19 protein-coding genes and 2 pseudogenes are annotated in these 17946 nt (G+C 65.0%); 13 read left to right on the top strand and 8 right to left on the bottom strand.

Annotation, left to right across the window (positions count from 1 at the left end; all coding sequences use genetic code 11):
- The first annotated feature begins 24 nt into the window (after positions 1–24).
- Complete coding sequence (locus tag B5557_RS20380; protein ID WP_079660822.1) at positions 25–423, top strand: DUF5994 family protein; 399 nt, start codon at positions 25–27, stop codon at positions 421–423.
- Positions 424–491: 68 nt separating this feature from the next.
- On the opposite strand, the gene B5557_RS42985 is transcribed toward B5557_RS20380, so the two are convergent.
- From B5557_RS42985 to B5557_RS20365, 3 genes and pseudogenes are all read right to left on the bottom strand, one after another.
- Entirely contained in the window at positions 492–938 is a 447-nt protein-coding gene (locus B5557_RS42985) for a DUF5994 family protein (protein WP_197697309.1), read from the bottom strand.
- A gap of 290 nt (positions 939–1228) precedes the next feature.
- A pseudogene (locus tag B5557_RS20370) lies at positions 1229–1418 on the bottom strand (hypothetical protein).
- Positions 1419–1460: 42 nt separating this feature from the next.
- Complete coding sequence (locus B5557_RS20365; RefSeq protein ID WP_079660820.1) at positions 1461–1949, bottom strand: Asp23/Gls24 family envelope stress response protein; 489 nt, start codon at positions 1947–1949, stop codon at positions 1461–1463.
- 465 nt (positions 1950–2414) lie between these two features.
- On the opposite strand from B5557_RS20365, the pseudogene B5557_RS20360 reads away from it, so the two are divergent.
- Positions 2415–3008, top strand: a pseudogene (locus tag B5557_RS20360) (tyrosine-type recombinase/integrase); the annotation flags it as partial.
- 186 nt (positions 3009–3194) lie between these two features.
- On the opposite strand, the gene B5557_RS20355 reads toward B5557_RS20360, so the two are convergent.
- The 3 genes from B5557_RS20355 to B5557_RS20345 form a co-directional block, all read right to left on the bottom strand.
- Complete coding sequence (locus B5557_RS20355; RefSeq protein WP_107472614.1) at positions 3195–5996, bottom strand: tetratricopeptide repeat protein; 2802 nt, start codon at positions 5994–5996, stop codon at positions 3195–3197.
- Positions 5997–5998: 2 nt separating this feature from the next.
- Positions 5999–6424: a hypothetical protein gene (locus B5557_RS20350; protein WP_079664889.1), complete on the bottom strand. Its 426-nt coding sequence runs from the start codon at positions 6422–6424 to the stop codon at positions 5999–6001.
- A gap of 273 nt (positions 6425–6697) precedes the next feature.
- Positions 6698–6946 (bottom strand): Imm32 family immunity protein, encoded by a 249-nt coding sequence (locus B5557_RS20345; RefSeq protein ID WP_231976416.1) that lies wholly within the window; start codon positions 6944–6946, stop codon positions 6698–6700.
- 415 nt (positions 6947–7361) lie between these two features.
- On the opposite strand from B5557_RS20345, the gene B5557_RS20340 reads away from it, so the two are divergent.
- Positions 7362–10430: a restriction endonuclease gene (locus B5557_RS20340; protein WP_159424400.1), complete on the top strand. Its 3069-nt coding sequence runs from the start codon at positions 7362–7364 to the stop codon at positions 10428–10430.
- A gap of 295 nt (positions 10431–10725) precedes the next feature.
- On the opposite strand, the gene B5557_RS20335 is transcribed toward B5557_RS20340, so the two are convergent.
- Positions 10726–10950 carry a hypothetical protein gene (locus B5557_RS20335; RefSeq protein WP_231976457.1) on the bottom strand — a complete coding sequence of 75 codons (225 nt, stop codon included), beginning with the start codon at positions 10948–10950 and terminating at the stop codon, positions 10726–10728.
- 29 nt (positions 10951–10979) lie between these two features.
- Entirely contained in the window at positions 10980–12092 is a 1113-nt protein-coding gene (locus tag B5557_RS20330; RefSeq protein ID WP_079660814.1) for a DUF1152 domain-containing protein, read from the bottom strand.
- A gap of 81 nt (positions 12093–12173) precedes the next feature.
- On the opposite strand from B5557_RS20330, the gene B5557_RS20325 reads away from it, so the two are divergent.
- The 10 genes from B5557_RS20325 to B5557_RS20280 all read left to right on the top strand — a co-directional run bounded on the left by B5557_RS20325 (position 12174) and on the right by B5557_RS20280 (position 17821).
- Complete coding sequence (locus B5557_RS20325; RefSeq protein ID WP_079660813.1) at positions 12174–12914, top strand: GntR family transcriptional regulator; 741 nt, start codon at positions 12174–12176, stop codon at positions 12912–12914.
- A gap of 275 nt (positions 12915–13189) precedes the next feature.
- Positions 13190–13627: an ATP-binding protein gene (locus tag B5557_RS20320; protein WP_079660812.1), complete on the top strand. Its 438-nt coding sequence runs from the start codon at positions 13190–13192 to the stop codon at positions 13625–13627.
- Between the two features lie 89 nt (positions 13628–13716).
- Positions 13717–14445 (top strand): GntR family transcriptional regulator, encoded by a 729-nt coding sequence (locus tag B5557_RS20315; RefSeq protein ID WP_079660811.1) that lies wholly within the window; start codon positions 13717–13719, stop codon positions 14443–14445.
- A 124-nt stretch (positions 14446–14569) separates the two neighbouring features.
- Entirely contained in the window at positions 14570–14926 is a 357-nt protein-coding gene (locus tag B5557_RS20310; RefSeq protein WP_057603435.1) for an SCO3933 family regulatory protein, read from the top strand.
- A 5-nt stretch (positions 14927–14931) separates the two neighbouring features.
- Positions 14932–16317, top strand: coding sequence for an FtsK/SpoIIIE domain-containing protein (locus B5557_RS20305; protein WP_079660810.1), 1386 nt, complete (start codon positions 14932–14934; stop codon positions 16315–16317).
- Between the two features lie 3 nt (positions 16318–16320).
- A complete protein-coding gene (locus B5557_RS20300) occupies positions 16321–16950 on the top strand; it encodes a DUF2637 domain-containing protein (RefSeq protein WP_079660809.1) in 630 nt (209 codons plus the stop codon).
- Between the two features lie 19 nt (positions 16951–16969).
- Positions 16970–17170, top strand: a complete 201-nt coding sequence (locus B5557_RS20295) for a hypothetical protein (protein WP_079660808.1) — start codon at positions 16970–16972, stop codon at positions 17168–17170.
- Positions 17170–17361, top strand: a complete 192-nt coding sequence (locus B5557_RS20290; RefSeq protein WP_079660807.1) for a mobile element transfer protein — start codon at positions 17170–17172, stop codon at positions 17359–17361. Before B5557_RS20295 ends, B5557_RS20290 begins: the two co-directional genes overlap by 1 nt.
- A 9-nt stretch (positions 17362–17370) precedes the next feature.
- Positions 17371–17565 carry a hypothetical protein gene (locus B5557_RS20285; protein WP_079660806.1) on the top strand — a complete coding sequence of 65 codons (195 nt, stop codon included), beginning with the start codon at positions 17371–17373 and terminating at the stop codon, positions 17563–17565.
- A gap of 13 nt (positions 17566–17578) precedes the next feature.
- A complete protein-coding gene (locus tag B5557_RS20280) occupies positions 17579–17821 on the top strand; it encodes a SpdD protein (protein WP_079660805.1) in 243 nt (80 codons plus the stop codon).
- Positions 17822–17946: the final 125 nt, after the last annotated feature.

Genomic DNA, 17946 nt, shown 5'->3' with positions numbered 1-17946 from the left:
TTACGGCAGTTGGCAGGAGCCTTCATGACCACCGCACTGCAGTCCCCGCTTCCCTCCCACCCCGTCCTGCGGATGCGTCTCGCATCCCGCAGCGGCATGCCCCGGCCCGTCGACGGAGCGTGGTGGCCCCGTTCGTACGACCTGCTCTCCGAACTCCCCCGGCTGCTTGCCGGGTTGCCGCGCGCGTGGGGTCACATCACCAGCGTCACCGTCAACGGGGCGACGTGGTCCGCGGTGCCCGGCCGGATGCTCGTTTTCAACCAGGTCGTACGCCTGCGCAGGACCGTGGCGGCATCCGCCCCGCACACGATCGTCCTGCTCGCCCCCGGCCGGGGGCGCTGGGACCTGCTGGTCGTGCCTCCGGATGCGACCGAGGAGACAGCGGAACCGCTCATGGCGGCCGCGGCAGGTGGTCACGTGTGATCCGCCCCCCCCCGCGGACTGCCCGGCGGATCATCAGGCACCGACGGCCAGGGCGGCGACGACGACCGTCACACCCCCACCACCACTCGGCCGGGCCGGCTGCCGGTGGCCTCGTACGAGGAGGTGGTTCCGCCTGCCTGTTCCGCCGTCACGAGGGCGGTCGCGGTCATCGGAGGGCCGGTGTTCGCGCTCGCGGCGGCCATCAGCCGGGCGGCTGAGGGAGCGCTGGTCTCCCGGGGTATCACCAAGAGGTCCCAGCGGCCTGCCGTATAGGACAGCAGCAGGATCTTGTGCGGATCCTGCTCCGACGTGAACCAACCGGCCTTCACCACATGGCCGTTGACGAAGATCTTGCGCGGGAGGATCGGCCAGTGGCGGGGGTTGACGGCGATATGGGTAATACGTCCCCACAGCGGATCCAGCACGTCCGCCAGAGCGGAGAGTTCGTGTGTCAGGTCACGTGACCGAGGCCACCAGGCGCCGTCCAACTCGACGTGCCCTCGTGAAGGACTCACGGCTTTCAGGGCGAGTCGCGCGGTCGGGGCCCTGAAGGGAACGGCCCGTAGCGGGGGATGAGAGGTGGTCGCGGACATCGCGCGAACCCGTCTCCGGACCTCTGCACCTCTGCACCTCTGCGCGAGGGCAGCCGTCCGGTGTCGTTGCTCACCGGGAACGAAACCGGCATCGGAGCCGGTGTGCGAAGTGCTCCCGATGAATTCACGCTACTCCCCGAAGAGGCCGAACGGACCGCTCCTGGACGTCGGCTCACTTCAGTCGGCGGTCGTCCTCCGAGGACCGGCTGGTCTCACCGTCGCCGCCGGTTGCCGTGCTCGCGGGTGTGAGAAGAGGTCACCGAGTTCCCCGGCACCGTCGGCGAACCGTCCGGCGACGAACCCGATGGCACCCAGTGCTTCCACCAGCAAGGACACGCCGAAGCCGGCGAACCGTCCGGCGAAACCCGGCGCCATCCCGGTGATCAGGCCAACCGCGGCCATACCCGTCGCGCGCTCCTTGCTCGCCTTGGCTCCGGCAAGCGATTACTCGAGCCGCCGCTCTGGTTGGACCTCCTCCTCGTCGAACAAATGCACATCGCCGACCGCGATATTGACCTCGACAACTTCCAGACCGGTCATCCGCTCGATGGCAGCGATCACGTTCTCTCTGACGTCGCCCGCGACCTCGATGATGGAGACGCCGTACTCGACGACGATCTCCAGGTCTACAGCGGTCTGCACATCGCCGACCTCGACCTTCACTCCGCTGGTGACGGACTTCCCGCCCGCACCGGGCATCCGTTCACGCATGGCCCCCATGCCACGGGCGAACCCACCGCCCATCGAATGGACGCCCGGCACATCCCGGGCCGCCATCCCGGCGATCTTCGCCACCACACCGTCGGCGATCGTTGTACGGCCACGCGACCCGGGATCGCTTCCGTGCGGCACCCTCGCACTCTTCCCGCCGCGCTCGCCCAATGATCCCGCGCGAGAGGTCTCGGGCCGGTTCGGCAGTCCGGTATCGGTCATCTTCGGTCACCACTTTCCGCCGCAACAGGCAGCCTGTCGTGCCCCTTCCTTTCACGCTAAAGGCGAGTGCCCGACCTCGCTCAGGCAAGTGGCATGTGAGCGATGTCGGGCATTGCGCCAGGAGACGCGGTGGTATCCCACGCAGAAGGGCAGGTCGGGTGGCCGACGGACCGCCCTGCCGGACGCGGGGGCGGGGCCCGTGGCTGTGCCCCATCCGCGTTGTGAGGAGGACAAGGTTGGCGATGAGCACCATCACCCCGATGACCAGCAGGTAGAGCGTGCCCCTGGCGAGCGCCCCGATGACACCGAGCGCAACCGCCACGACGAGCAGCAGAAGAAACAGCAGGACGCCGGCCTCCCGGTATCAGCGGTCATGTTGCTCTTCTTGCTCACTACCTGGAACTGCTTCCTCTGGGACCCATCCGTCCCAGTATCAGGCTGTCCAGCTCAGCGGGGGAACTTCAGACCTCGATGTACGCGTACATCGTCCTCGCCCTGCTGACCGGGGCCCGTACTGAGGAATTGCGGGCGCTCACCTGGGACCACGTCTTCCTGAAGGGGCGGCCGGACTTCGACCCGCCGCAGCCTCCGCAGATCGCCGTCTGGCGCTCCGTCCGGAAAAGCGGGGACACCAAGACTCGGAAGTCCCGGCGCACGCTCGCCCTGCCGGCGCGATGTGTCGATGCCCTCTGGCAACAATTCGAAGATCAGGGCTGGGATCGGCTCGCCGCTGACGACAAGTGGGAGGAACACGGCCTCGTCTTCTCCTCGGCTGTCGGCAAGCCCCTCGACGCCGCGAACATCCGCCGCGCCTTCCGCCAGGCGCTCAAGGATGTCGACGGGATCAACGGAGACGAGTGGACGCCACGGGAGCTCCGGCACAGCTTCGTGTCGCTGCTCTCAGACCGGGGCGTCCCGCTGGAAGAGATCTCCCGGCTCGTCGGGCACTCCGGTACGGCCGTGACGGAAGAGGTCTACCGGAAGCAGATCCGGCCCGTGATCCAGACCGGCGCCGTCGTCATGGACGGCATCTTCGGCACCGACCAGCAGCGGCCGTAAGCACGCAGCCAAGCACTCAAGAATCGATAGTCACGCAGTTAGACACGCAGCAACACCAGAGGGCCCTTACCTACCCGGTAAGGGCCCTCTGATCTGCTACTCAGCTGTCGGGGTGGCGGGATTTGAACCCACGACCTCTTCGTCCCGAACTCTCGGCGGGAGGGCCATCGATGGATATTGGGCTGCTCAATCAGCCGTGGAGGGCCTTTGAGGTGCAGCCTCAGTCGCTGAGGTTGCTGTACTTCCGTGCTGTACAGCTTCGGCCGCTTGGCGGGCGCTGGCTAGGTTGTTGCGGCTGGTGAGCGTGTCGGGGTCGGTGTTGCCGAGGATCTGTTCGCGTTGGGTGAGGGCAGCTTCGTACAGGGGGATGGCTCTGTTGAGATCTCCTGCCGCGTAGTAGGTAGTGGCGAGGTTGTTGCGGCTGGTGAGGGTGTCGGGGTGGGTGTTGCCGAGGATCTGTTCGCGTTGGGTGAGAGTGGCCTCGTACAGGGGGATGGCTTTGCTGAGATCTCCTGCCGCGTAGTAGGTAGTGGCGAGGTTGTTGCGGCTGGTGAGGGTGTCGGGGTGGGTGTTGCCGAGAACCTGCTCCCGTTGGGCGAGGGTGGCTTCCAACAGAGAGGTAGCCCTGCCTAGATCACCTGCCGTAAACAAAGTGCTGGCGAGGTTGTTGCGGCTGGTAAAGGTGTGAGGGTGGGTGTCGCCGAAGACCTGCTCGCACTGGGCGAGGGTGGCTTCCAACAGAGGGATTGCCTTGCCCAGATCACCCGCCGCCTGGTAGGCGTTGGCGAGGTTGCCGCGGCAAATAAGAGTCTGAGGGTGGGTGTCGCCGAAGACCTGCTCGCGCTGAGCGAGGGTGGCTTCCAACAGAGGGATTGCCTTGCCCAGATCACCCGCAACCCGGTAGGCGCCGGCGAGGTCACTACGGCTGGTGAGGGTGTCGGGGTGGGTGTCGCCGAAGACCTGCTCCCGTTGGGCGAGGGTGGCTTCCAACAGAGGGATTGCCTTGCCCAGATCACCCGCCTCCTGGTAGGCGTTTGCGAGATTGCTGCGGCTGGTGAGGGTGTCGGGGTGGGTGTTGCCGAGAACCTGCTCCCGTTGGGCGAGGGTGGTCTCCAACAGGGGGATTGCCTTGCCTAGATCACCCGCCTCTCGGTACGCCCTGGCGAGGCTACCGCGACTGGTGAGGGCCTCTGGGTGGGTGTCGCCGAAGACCTGCTCGCACTGGTTGAGGGTGGTCTCCATCAAGGGGATGGCTGTGCCTAGATTTCCCGCCTCCTGGTAGGCGTTGGCGAGGTTGCCGCGGCAAATAAGAGTCTGAGGGTAGGTGTCGCCGAAGACCTGCTCGCACTGGGCGAGAGTGGTCTCCAACAAGGGGATTGCTCTGCCCAGATCACCCGCAATCCGGTACGCACAGGCGAGGTTGCCGCGGCCCGTGAGGGTCTCAGGGTGGGTGTCGCCGAAGACCCGCTCATACTGGGCGAGAGTGGTCTCCAACAGAGGGACGGCCTTGCCGAGATTCCCCGCTGTAAGGAGGGCGCTGGCGAGGTTGTTGCGGCTGATGAGGGTCTCGGGGTGGGCGTCGCCGAGGACCTGCTTGCGTTGGGCGAGGGTTGCCTCCATCAGGGGAATGGTGCGGGCAGTATGACCTTGCTGGTGGAGGCGATTGGCGGCGTTGTTGTACGCACTGGTGAGGGCGTTGTTGTGGTGTCCTGGTGGAGTGGTGGCTGCCAGGGCGGCGAGGTGGGGTATGAGGGTGTCCCACTGTGTGTTGCTGGTGCCGTCCCGGCCTGGAGGGCTCACGTGGTGGAGGACGGTCCGTTCGGCCCGTTGGCGTCCTGGCGGGCACGTGGACGGCTGTGTGTTAGCCGTGGTGGTGAGGGGGGCGCGCAGGACGGTTTGCACCAGGCGGTGCACGCTTACGTGGGTGCCTGTGTCGGTGATCATGCTGTAGGCGGCCAGGGTGCCGATGGCCTCGGCGATCTCGTCCAGGTCGGCGCCGGGTGGGGTGAGCAGGCTATAAGGGATGTCGTCGGGGGCGAGCCAGGCAGCCGTGTGCAGGACCTGCACGGCCAGCGGATCCGCTTGCTCCAGGACCTGGAGAGTGACGTTCCAGACCCGGGCGATCGTGCGTTCGGCGTCGAGGCCGTGGGCAGTCTTGGCAAGTTTGGTACCCAGGCGTCGGCGATAGGCGTCGAGGCTGATGCCACGGTTCTGGGCGAGGTAGGCGCCGGCCTGCTTGATCGCCAGAGGAAGGTGCCCCAGGTCAGCGGCGAGAGCGCGGGCATCGAACTGCTGGCGAGGGGTGGGAGCGGTGTCCTTGAAGGCGAGGCGGCACAACAGGGTGGTTGCGTCGTCCGGGTGGAGGTTGCCCAGGGGCAGGGTAGGGGCCGTGTCGGGCCAGCCGATGGTGAGGCGGCTGGTGGCCAGGTGATGCCCCTGATTGAGTGCCCCTGTATAGGGGGCGAGGTCTTCGGGATTGTCGACGTTGTCGTATACCAGCAGCCAGCCGGGATGCCAGGCCAGCCACTGCTTCGCCCACGCCACCTGCGCCCCACGCCCGGCCGTGCCAGCCCAGCCGGGCACCAAAGTCTGGGTGAGGGCGGTGAGGGCGGTCTCGATTTCGTCGGGGGAGGCGGCGCCGATCCACCAGATCAGGGTGTAGTCGCCGCGATAGCAGTGGGCGTAGTGCAAAGCGAGCGTGCTCTTGCCGACCCCGCCCAAACCATGGACGGTCCCGCTTTGCGTGATTGCACCCTCGCGCTGGTCGGTCAGGGTATGCCGCAGCCAGGCCAGTTCATCCTGACGGCCCAGGCACAACGGCGGCGGAGGCAGGTTCGAGGTGCCTGGCGCCGCCGTGACTCTCTCCGCGGCATGCAACGCCTCAGCAGGCAACACAACGTCACCCGTGAAGGCGTCTCTGATCTGCTGGGCTCCGATCGACCGCTCTCCCGCCGCCTCGATGCGCGGCCCGGACACGGCTTCTTCCATGCTCACGACCGTGGCGGGGTGTGACCGTCACCGGTGATCGCGGTGCCGATGCGTTGCGCGGCGATCGACCGCTCACCGGACGCCGTGATGGTGACCGTGCCTGCGACTGAGGCGGGTAGCAGGGACGACAGTTCCTCCCGCAGTGCCGGATCCTCCTGCAACGCGCGCCTCAGGAGCCGGCCCAGCACAGCAGTGGAGTAGGCGTCGTCCTGCTCGTCGGCGGTCTCACCTACGATCCGTTCCAGCTCTGTCCGGCCCGCCTCGTCGGTGCGCCGCCAGACCAGTTGCAGGATCCGCTGCCCCAGACCAACCGTCGCCTCGGCAGCAGCATCCTGCGCCCTCGTCAGCACTGCCACCCCGTAGGCGCCCACCGCGGCCGTCACCGCTGGGCCCGCCTGTTCGACCAACTGTACGATCTCCGAACTCACTTGATACCCCCTACCGTCACGGCTCCCAAAGAACACCAGGCTAGAAACACCACCCCCGTCGTGAATCCGAAACGACCGAAACACCCGCAGCGGTTCCCCTCTCCGCTCTTGGCCTCTCCCGCCTCACGCCCTCAGCTTGGGAAGCTCAGGGCGTCTAGGGCTTGCTCCAGGCCTGACCTGCGGCGATGGGATGCAGACACGCGGTGGACGGTCGATTGCTTCCCTGCTGTTCCCCGTGGTTCCCCACACGATCTGGCACGCGTTTGGCACGAGTCATTCCTCGTCGCACCGCTCCAAGACCAGGCCTGCGGAGCCTTCTTCGAGCCCGTTGTTCTCCTCCAGATGGAGATGAGCACCGTCCGGTGTGCCGTCCTGGGCGAGCGCGAGGAGGTGGCTGGCCAGGGTCTTCAACCCGGCAGCGTTGGCCTCAATGACGGTCTCGCCGCCCAGGTTGCGGACCTCGATGCGTGCGCCTTCCTCCCATGTGAAGGCTCTGGTGATTCCATCGGTCACTGCACTCATGTGAGTGGTCATCGACGGAGCAACGCTGGGTTCAGGGGTCATACCCCAAGCATCGCGCACTCCGGGCCGGCCGCGACGGCGAGAGCCGACACTCGTGATCGCATCGTGGGCAAGGATCGACGCGGGTTAGTTTGTGCCTCAGCCGACGACCGTCCGCCACGACGGTGGGTGCGCCAACCGATCACGCGCGCGTGTGCCTCGCTGCACCCCCGCCGGCCTCAGCCACGCTGGTGGTATGTCGACCAGAGCAACCCATGACGGCCGAGAGTTTACGACGGCGCGGAGCAGCTCAGGTTGGGAGTTTACTTCTGGATGAGGTCATTGGTCCACTTATCTTTCCGAAAACGGAGACACCACCCTCGTAGAGCGGGACACTAGACAACTACGCGTGCGGATATAGCAAAGGTTCAGGACTGTGGAAATTTTTGTCATTTCTAATGATTCTAATTCTCGGGGCGACCTTTTTAACGAGCGCATGAAGGACTTGGTGCACGCCCTTGGCTACGAGGTTGTCAGGACTAATATTCACAAGCCTGGCCGTGAAATCGATATCGTTGCCAGGCATCCGTTCGAGGGCCGTCGTGCCGTAGTCGAGTGCAAGGCGCATAAGGAAAAGATTGGCGGGGGTGACGTAAACAAGTTCGTTGGCGCTCTGGATGCCGAACGTGGACCGCAAGAGCAGATTTCTGGTTACTTTGCCTCAATTTCCGGGTTTAAGGACTCCGCCATTGAGCAAGAAGAGGCATCGGGCAGGAAGCGTGTGGCTCTGCTAGGCCCCAACGAAATTGTGGAGCAACTCATAAAGAGTCGCGTCCTCACGCCGAGGAGTACTGCAACCTTCAGGGCAGGGACTCTTATGGCTGGTTCCGGTGAATGGAGTGTAGACGATGAATGCGATGTAGCCGCTCATGCCTCCGGTTGGCTATGGGTGGTTTACTTCACTCACAGCGGGGGGCGTCAAGCATTCACACTCATTCACGCTGATGGCAATTTTCCTACCGAAGTCATCGCCGCGGAGATCGCCCATGGATTGCGCGAGCATGAAAAAGTGAGTATTCCCTTCAAGGCGGGGCGGCCGGCGCCTAAGGAAGCCGACATAGATTCGGCACGAAACGCCTATTACGAGCATCTGATCCAAGAGTACGGGAATTTCACACTCGAGGGATTTCCCGTCGATCAATATGTCGGCTCAAAAAGCATTAGCCTTGAAAATCTGTACATTCCGCAGATGCTAGAGGAGGTATTCGACGATGAGCCATCCACTGACGCTGAGGAAGGAGAGCGTTATCCGCGGAAGAATCGAATTCGGGTGAGCGACGCCCTGTCGAGCGGTAACGCCATTGCTATTCTGGGCGTTCCAGGTGCGGGTAAGACCACCCTAATCAAGCGATTGGCAACTAGTTACGCGGACAGGGACAGGCTTGGACTCGTTCGTGATTCTCTGCCGAAAACGGCCTGGGTTCCCCTCGTATTGCGATGCCGAGATATCCAAGACGCCAGCCGAACGATTGTAAATCTACTGCGCGAAATTCCGAGCCGCGCAGAGATGCCGCAATTCACACAATCTTTTGGCCCGCTTGTTGATGCCTGCCTCCGGAGCGGTCAGGCGCTAATCTTGGTCGATGGTGTGGACGAATTTCCAGAAGCGGCACATAGGGCCAAATTCCTTCAGCGCCTTCGAACGTTCATGGGCACTTATCCGCTATGCACTGTAATCATGACCAGCCGCGAAGCCGGGTTTCGCGAAGTGTCGGGATTCGTTAGCGAGAGATTCAAGAGGTACCGCATTTCCGATTTGACTCCTGACGAGATCCACAGCCTGACGGTGGCTTGGCACGTGCAAGCTTATGGTGAAAGTCAGCAAACGATCGGGCAGGCAACCGCTCTCGCTGAGCAAATCATCAGCAAGGATCGAGTCCGTCGACTGGCAGTCAACCCGCTGCTCCTAACCACTCTACTGCTGGTTCAGCGCTGGATCGGAGACCTCCCTCGTAAGAGGTCTGTCCTGTACGAGAAGGCAATTGAACTTCTTCTGATGACCTGGAACGTCGAAGGGTTCAAGCCTATTGACTTGGATGAAGCCAAGCCACACCTCGGATTCCTGGCCTACTCAATGACCATGTCTGGGAATCAACGGATTTGCAAAGATGAGATGCTAGAGATTTTCGCGGACGCGCGTGTAGCGCTCCCCGAGGTTCTAGGTTTCTGCAAGCTTAGCCCGCATGACCTGCTAGGTCGGATCGAATTGAGAAGCAGTCTCGTAACACAAGTGGGTCATGAAATATACAATGGAACTCTGCAACCCGTGTATGAGTTCAAACATCTGACCTTTCAAGAGTATTTGACGGCGATGGCCCTGGTGTGTGGTTGGCATCCAGATTCCCTAGATGGCTATGACCCACTTGAACGCGTGACGTCTGTGATTAGCGATCCTCGCTGGCATGAGATTGTCTCATTGTTCGGAGTGTTGAGCGGGAGGAAGGGCGCCGCAGTCGTCGCGCTCATTTTGGAAGAGGCGAAAAAAGCAGCAGAAGATTTCATGGTGGCGCCGGTTGAAGATGATGAAGATGAAATGGAGACGGTCAGGAACCTAGCAGAACTGTTGTATACGTGCCTGGAAGACGAGGTGCAGGTCGGCCCCGATCTTGCTGATGAGGCCCTGAGGTTCTTGATCGAGTGGTTTCCTGATGATGAGGAAACCGACGATTACATGGGATTGGTTACGAGTCGCTACGGGGCGCTGCTTCTCGACAGTGCTCGTGCATGGGTGAGTGACCCGACCGATCCTTATGACTCTTCGTATATTGCAATATTGGGGAAAGTGTTCTTGGCTGGTCTAATCCAGGATGCTAATGCCCCGGATAGGATGGGCGAGGAAATTCGCGCCAAATTGGCTAGCGATGACCCGGTCGACAGAGTAGCCGCCCTTAAGCTATTGATGATTTTCGCTTATCATCTATCCCAGAATATGATCAATGAATCAACGCACGGGGTTACCGAAGCGGATGCGTTGGTCATTTGTCGTGACTCATTGAGTCAGGTGCTGTCAGCCATATTGGATCCCAATCCGGCAGCCCAGGTGATTTCATTGTGGGCGACGGCATGGCTGGCCCAAAGTCTCTCGCTGTCGCGAACCCAGCAAGTAAACCTATTGCCGATTTTGAGGAGCTTCCTTTTGGGGCCACCTAAGGGTCGTATTAATTCCTTCGCAGGCTGGGTTATATCGGATGCATTGGTGAATTTGGGATCTCTCCCGCCCTTGCGGTTCACCGAGGGTGAGAAGAAGCGGCTTCGAGAATATATAATATCGGACCATGATTGGCTGCCGCACGAAACTAGGGGAGCAATTGTCCTCGCGGTACTCTCTGATGATGTCGAGCTCTATACGTCGGCGCATCGCGTGCTGAAGGAGCGCAAAGATAAACATTCGAAGCTCCATCGCCGAATCGTTTCCTATATGAGAAGGCGCAGAAAGATTGAATAGCAAACGCCAAGGGGCTCCCTCCTCACCCGGGCAGCGCTGCCGAACAAGGGTTCCTTATGGACCGCCACGGCTCGCACCGTGAAACTTGCGCTCGGTCTTGATGACTCCTGGTGCCTGGACCGGCGGGCGGAGTCTTACCGTGCTTCACCATCTATGGGCTTGCCGGTTACTAGCTGCGGCGCCGACGGGGCCGCGCGCCGGAGCGGGACGGAGGCAGGAGCGGCGGCGCGCGGCACGGTCGAGCGCCGCGCGGCGCGCTTGCGCGGCGCCTTGAACCCGTGAAGAAGGTTGTAACTCAGGAGCCTGTTGCGCGTTCTGAGGCTAGCGCGCTCTCCGGCTTCGAGGCTGCTGCCATGCTTCGGGATTCCGCGGCTGCCCGCTGAAGAGCCTGGGCCACCTGCTCGGCGTCCTCCGGGGAGAGCTGAATCTCTTGGGTCCAGAGGATCGACAGTCTGATGCTGCCGGTCATCAGGTTCAGGGCAACGTCGGCTTCGGCCCCTGTGCCGGTGACGTCCTGCACGTCCAAGTCGCGTTCGCTTCTGTACACGCTCACCGTGAGGTGGTCCCGGGGCTGGTGGCGGTGAGATCCCACAGTGGAGCCGCGTACTGCCCTGGCTTGGTCTCTATGAGCAGCGCCCGCAGAGCTTCTCGCTGGCTGCCGGGGAGGCCCAGCGTCTCAGCGAGGCGGCGGAACGTCGTGTGGGTGACTCCACGGCTTCGGGCCTCGTTCTCGAACTCGTCGACCTGGGAGCGCACGGTGCCAGGGTCGAGCTCTACCGATGGTTGGTCCTTGAGCCACGCGGCCTTGTTGCGTTCGTAGTCGATTTCCGAGTAGCCGCAGACCTCGCGGCTGTGCGCCTCGACCTCGTCCAGGGTGGTGGTCGACAGGATGGCGCGGGCCAGCTGGTTGCGATTCAGGGCCTCGTCCAGGTCGACCTCATGAACCGTTGGGCCCTCGTCCGTGAGCGGGATGGGGAGTCCGGCGTCCCGTACCTCGCAGATGCCTCGGACCCCTCGGGCTGTTGCCGCGAGCATCCCGGTGGCCTCGGATGGGTGCCACTCCAGGACCGAGCTGACCGGCTCCGCGTCCTTCGCGGTGAAGGTGTGGATGAGGGATCCAAGCAGGCTGCGCACCTCGTCGAGGGGAAGTTCACCGTCCAGGCCGGGGCCAGCGACCAAGAGCCGTACAGGCGCGTTCACCTGGCAGCACGCGGCCAGGGTCAAGGCGTCGGCAAGCGGGCTCTTGAGCGTCGGTTCGTCGCCTCGCGCGAGGATGTCTCCGCCCACGTCCAGGAGGTCAATGGATGTCGGCTCCAAGTGGCTTAGCAGCTCTTCGAGTTGGCGCGTGATGCCTTCGGCGCCGTGGTGTGGGTCGATCAGAGCGAAGGTGTGCGGGAGTTCTGCTGCAAGTCGGGGGAGGGTGGAGCCTGCTGGGGCGATCGGGCGGGCCTTGGCCGGCACTGTCCAGACAGACGGGGTGAGTGGTTCGAGTCCCGTGAAGTCGGATGGGCCTCGGGGGCCTGGGACCGGGTCGACCAACAGGCGGTCCCATGCGTAGGTGAGGATCACCGCCTGGTCGTCGTCGCCGTACAAGGCGGCGTCAAGCATTGCGGCGGCGACTGCGTCGCCCCCTCCTCCTGCTGCGACGATCAACCGCGTCATGTGCTCAACATTACGGGTTCGGCCTCTGGCCACTCACCCTATAGTGGCTAGAGGCCATAGCCACTTGGACGAGGAGGGGACATGCCTCAGATCGAAGAGGCGCAGCCGAAGTATCTCCAGATCGCTCACTACATCCGCGATCAGATCCTTCGGGGCGACCTGAGGGCGGGGGACGAGGTGCCTTCGGAGCGGCAGTTGGCGGCGAACTGGAAGGTGTCCAGGCCGACGGCCGCGCGGTCGTTGGAGGCGCTGAGCCATCAGGGTCTCGTCGAGAAGCGGCAGGGTTCGGGCACGTATGTGCGCAGCCTTGAAGTCAACCGGCGGGCACGGGAGTTGTACGGGCGGGCGCGGCAGACGGGGAAGATTTACACCCCTGGTGAGTACGCGGTGATCACCTCGGCCGGGTGGCTTGAGGCTCCGGATCACGTCGCTGAGGCGCTGGGCCTGGTCAAGGATCGTCGGGCGGTGCACCGCCGGCGCGTGACCAACAACCAGGACGGCCCTATCACACTGTCCACCTCGTGGTTCGCGCCCGATGTCGGGCAGCGGGCGCCCAAGCTTCTGGAGCCGGAACGGATCCAGGAGGGGACCCTGATGTACGTCGAGAACATGACGGGACGGCAGGGGAGTTACGCCGAAGACCGCATGTGCGCCCGACAGGCGACTGACGAGGAGGCGGCAGACCTTCAACTCGACCCTGGATCCGCAGTCTTGATCGTGCACCACGTCGTGTTCGACCTCCAGGACCGGCCGTTGGAGTTCGCCGAAGCCACCTACCCGCCGCAGCGCTGGGCGTTCGAGCAGGGCTACCCGCTCACCTGATGGGTCGCCATTTCGGCGAACCGCTTGCACAGCGTGAGTGGCTAATGCCACTATCCAGTAAGTGGCTAAGGCCACTCAGTGAAAGGGGGCACGGTGTGACGGGTCAGCGGCCGGAACGAGGCGCGCACTTACCTTGCCGGGGATGTCGTGGGCGGGGCTGGAAACGCGTCAGCTCGCGCACGGCCCTGGCGCTCTCCACCGTCGACGACCGTGCCCGTGCCGCAACGAAACGGCGCTGCCTCGACTGCGACGGCAGCGGCAAGGAGTGAGCACGGATGGCTTACACGATCGACCGCTATCCCTCTGAGGACTCGCCGCGACTCGGGGCCATGACCCTGTACCCCGTCGCGGAGTCCGTGCATCTGTCCCGGCGCTGGTTCCGGAAGTTCATCGCCCCGTACAACCCGGCCTGCTCGGTGGATGACTGCGTGCTGATGATCTCGGAGCTGGTGACCAATGCCATCGTCTACGGCGAGTCCGACGAGGTGTGGCGTGTCCGGGTGGAGTGGTTCCGGGAAGGAGCCTCGCTCAAGGTCGAGGTGCACAATGCAGGCTTTCCGGCGGGGGTGAGGCTACGACGGCCCGACGCTGCCGACGCGCATGGGCGTGGGCTGCTCCTCGTCGACTCCATCGCCGACTCCTGGCACTCCGGGCCCAGCCGCTTCGGCGGGACGGTCGTGTCCTTCGTGATGGCCGATGCCTGGCCCGCATGAGGCAGGTGTGACGCCGCAGTACTGCGCCACGGGATTTCTCGCTAGTCTGGTTGACCAGTTGACTTGGCCAATCCCGACGGGCGGCGTTCATGGCGTATGAAGTGGAGGCACCCAAGTACGTACGCCTCGCCCAGACGATCCAACGCCGCATCGAGGACGGCACGTACCCGCCGGGCACGAAGGTCCCCAGCGAAAATCAGCTGGTCCAGTCATTCGGAATGTCCCGCCCGACCGTCGTGCGAGCCCTTGAGCTGCTGAAACGGGATGGCTGGCTGGAGTCCCGGCAGGGGTACGGCACCATCGTGCGCGGGCGGCCGGCCGGTGTCGAGCAGAAAGACCGCCGCGGGCGTGGAGCGCTGGAGCGTGACGAGTCGCAGACTCCGGGGCGTCTGGTTGTGGTCGACCAAGTGCCGGTTCCCGCGCGTGTCGCCTCGGTGCTCGGGCTGCCCAAGCGGGCCAAAGTCCTGATGCGTCGCTTCCTGGTCGAGGAGGACGGGGAGGCGGTGGAACTCGTCTCGTCGTACTTCCCCGCCGGCCTCGTCGAGGGCACCGAGCTGGGGAGCTCCGAACCGCTGGGCGCCGGTGTTCGGGAACACCTTGAGGGCCGGAAGAAGGTCCGCTTCGACCATGTGACGGAGCGCGTCTCGGCCCGGATGCCCGACGTCGGTGAGGCCGATCTCCTCTGCCTGCCTGACGGCGTGCCCGTCCTGAGTGTCCTGGTCGTCGCCTGCGACGCGTCCGGCCAGGCTTTGCAGGTCTCTGAAGTGCTGCTTCCTGCCGACGGGCAGGAACTCGAAGACACGTATCGCTTGAACTGAGCCCATTTGCGGGCCACTTACCTCCCGTTCTCGCTTGACAAGTCAACCTGGCAACCCTAACTTCGAACTTGCTAAGTCAACCTGTCAGGTGATGGGTTGATCGATCTCAGAAGGAGAACTCTCTGTGCGTGTGATCCGCGTTGACGCCTCGACCGCGACGATCCTGCTCACCGAAGCGCCGGCACCGAAGGTGCGTGACCGGCAGACCGGTGAGATCGCCAAGGACGCCGTGAGCGGTGAGGCGCTGATGACCGTCGGCGTCGTCTTCATCGACGAGGGGGACTCGTCGCTCATCCAGGTCACCGTTCCCGAAAGCGGTGTGACGGAAGGCCTGACCGTCGGTGCTCCCGTGTCCCTGCCGGGGCTCATCGCCCGACCGTGGGAGAGCGTGTTCAACGGCCAGCAGCGGCACGGCATCGCCTACCGCGCCACCGCGATCGCGCCGGGCGCATTCCCGGTCCCGGTCGCTCAGGCGGGCTGATCGTCGTGACGGACCTGATCACGTTGGCCGAGCTGGGCGCACCGCTCGCTGCGATAGGCGGCGCGGCCTACGTCCGGCACGCCAACCCGGCCGCGTACTGGTCCACGGTCGGGCTGCCGGTCTCGGTGGCCCGGCTGCTGGCCTCGTACTCCTCGACCATGGACGCGTGCGGCCTGACCGTCGCGCCGTCACGGCTGCGGGTCTTGGCGATCAGGGCGACCAGCCGTCGGGAGATCCGTCCCGTTCCGCCTCGTCGGGGCATCATCCGGCCCACGACGACCGGTCTGCGCGTCCGGCTCCGTCTGGCACCCGGCCAGGAACCCGCGGACGTCGCCGCCTCGGCGGAACGGCTCCGTCACGCCTGGGGTGTGCACGCCGTGTACGTGAAGGACGTCAAGCCCGGTGTCGTCGAACTGCGGCTCATCGGCTTCGACGTCCTGCGCAAGGTGCGGATGCCGCGCCGGACCGAGGGCGGGTTCCTCAACGTGCCGGTGGCGCTGCGGGAGGACGCCACGGCTTTCTTACGCGACTACCGCGCCGTACCGCATGAACTCGTCCTCGGCGCAACGCTGTCGGGAAAGTCCATGTACCTGCGGAACCTGATCACCGGGCTCGCCCGACAGCCCGTCGCCCTGGTCGGCGTCGACTGCAAGCGGGGTGTCGAGCTGGCCCCGTTCGCCTCCCGGTTCGCCGCGCTGGCGACCGATCCGGACGAGGCGGCCGATCTGCTGCCTGTCCTGGTCAAGGAAATGGAGGACCGATACGACCTGATCAAGGCCCGACAGGGGATCGCCCCCGGCACGCCCGACGAGGAGATCACCTCGGACATCTGGGGCTTGCCCGAGAGCGAACGGCCCGTGCCCGTCGTGCTGTTCGTCGACGAGGTGGCGGAACTCTTCCTCGTCGCCACGCGCAAGGACGAGGATCGGCGCGACGAGATGGTCACTCACCTCATCCGGCTCGCCCAACTCGGCCGTGCGGCCGGCATCTACCTGGAAGTCTGCGGGCAGCGCTTCGGTGCCGAACTCGGCAAGGGCGCGACCATGCTGCGAGCCCAACTCACCGGCCGGGTCTGCCACCGCGTCAATGACGAAGCCTCGGCGAAAATGGCCCTGGGGGACATCGCCCCCGAAGCGGTCTACGCCTCCTGCGCCATCCCCGCCGAGCTGCCGGGCCTGGCCGTGGCCGGTGACACCTCCGGTGGCTGGTCCCGCATACGCACTCCCCACCTGTCTCTCGCCTCCGCTGCGGCCACCTGCCGCGACACGGCCCACCTCGCCCCGGACGTTCCGGCGCTCACGGCCTTTCGGCCGTACGTGCCGCCCGTCGCCCTCGATGCCCCCAACCCGGTAACCACCGCGCGCCTGGCCTCCGAGACAGCGGGGGAGTGAGCGATGCGCACCCACCGCATCCGCATCGATCCCGTCCTGATCCAAGCGGCCATCGCCGCCGCGCTCTCCTTCGCCCACCTGCACGACCTCGCTGCGGCGGCCGGACAGGACGGCTGGAAAGCCTGGGCCTACCCGATCAGCGTTGACCTGCTCCTCGTCGCGGCCTGGCGACGGCTGCGCTCCGGTATGGCGAAAGCCGCTGGCTGGTGCTGGTTCCTCGTCGCCCTGATCGCGTCGCTGGGCGCGAACGTCGCCACGGCCGGCCTGCTCGACCTCGACGACGTCCCGGCCCGGCTGCGCATCCTCGTCGCCGGATGGCCCGCCGTCGCCTTCCTCGGCGGAACCCTCCTCGCCCACGACACCCCGGACCGCGACCAGGTGCTGGAACCGGAGCAGGACGAGACACCCGCGCCGCCCGTCACGTCAGCCGCCCCCGAACTGCCCGCCGCCGACCCACAACCGGCTGCACAGCCCGCCGCCGCCCCTGTCCCGCCCGCGCTCGTAGCCCTCGCCCGCAAGGTCGCCGACGACCACCGGACCCGGACCGGGACGGACATCGACACCCCGACCCTTCGCACCCGCCTCGGCGTCCCGCTCCCGCTCGCCGAAGTCATCGCCGCCCAACTCGCCTGATCCCGGAGGACTTTCCACCTTGCGTCCGTCCACGCTCCGCGCGCTCAAGCGTGCCGCCGAGCTGACACGTCAGAACCGCCTCACCGAAGCCGTGCTCATTGCCGAACCGGTGATTCTCACCGCCGACACCTACGAGGGCGACGAGATCTTGCGCTGGCTCGCCGACCACGTCGCCGACTTCACCGGCGAGAACCACAACGACCCGAAGGAGCTGCCCTGATGCCCGCCAACCGTCGCTTCCGCAACGTCGTCCGAATCGGTCCCGTTCAGGTCGGCACCGCCTACGACGGCCGCGGCCGCGAGAAGCACACCGCCGTCTGCACCGCCCCGCGCTGCGACTTCTCCAACGACTACGACACCCGCGCCGCCGCCGAACTCGCCGCCCGCACCCATCGCTGCCGCGTCCGCTGAGGAGATCCAGTGACCGTCTCGCTCCCGCTCGTCTTCGTCCTGGGCGTCATCGCCTGGGGAGCGATCAAGTTCCTCGGCGTCCGCATGTGGGTCGCCGTCGTGATCGCCCTGTTCGGCTTCTGGCTCTCCCATACCTTCCTTGCCCCCGCCATCGAGTCCGGCACCCGCTCCGGGGTCGGCGTCGTCAACGGCGACAACCGCTGAAAGGAGCTCCGCCATGTTCCGCCCCAAGCTGCCCGACGTCCCCACTCCGCCCTCGACCCTGATCCCTCAGCACCACCACAACCCGGCGCCCACGACCGGACGCTCGCTCAGCCCCTACGCGGGCCCGGTCGCCGCCGTCCTGGCCGGCGGTGTCGTCCTCACTGCGCTCCTGGCGGCCGTCGCCGTCACGGCCATCTCCGTGGCCATCGCCGCCGTGGTCCTGCGCTCGCTCCTCAACAACGCCAACAGGCGCTGACCGGCCGCCGGGGCGGCAAACGCCGCCAAGCATCCCGCCGCCCCGGGGCCGTCCCTCCCAACCGCAGAAACAGCCGAAAGGAATACCCATCATCACCCGGCAGACTCCGCCCCCGCTGGCGGAAC

Source organism: Streptomyces sp. 3214.6, from assembly GCF_900129855.1.
Classification (GTDB): Bacteria; Actinomycetota; Actinomycetes; order Streptomycetales; family Streptomycetaceae; genus Streptomyces; species Streptomyces soliscabiei.
The sequence above is the reverse complement of the archived record's forward strand: the minus strand, read 5'-3'. Positions and strand labels throughout refer to the sequence as shown.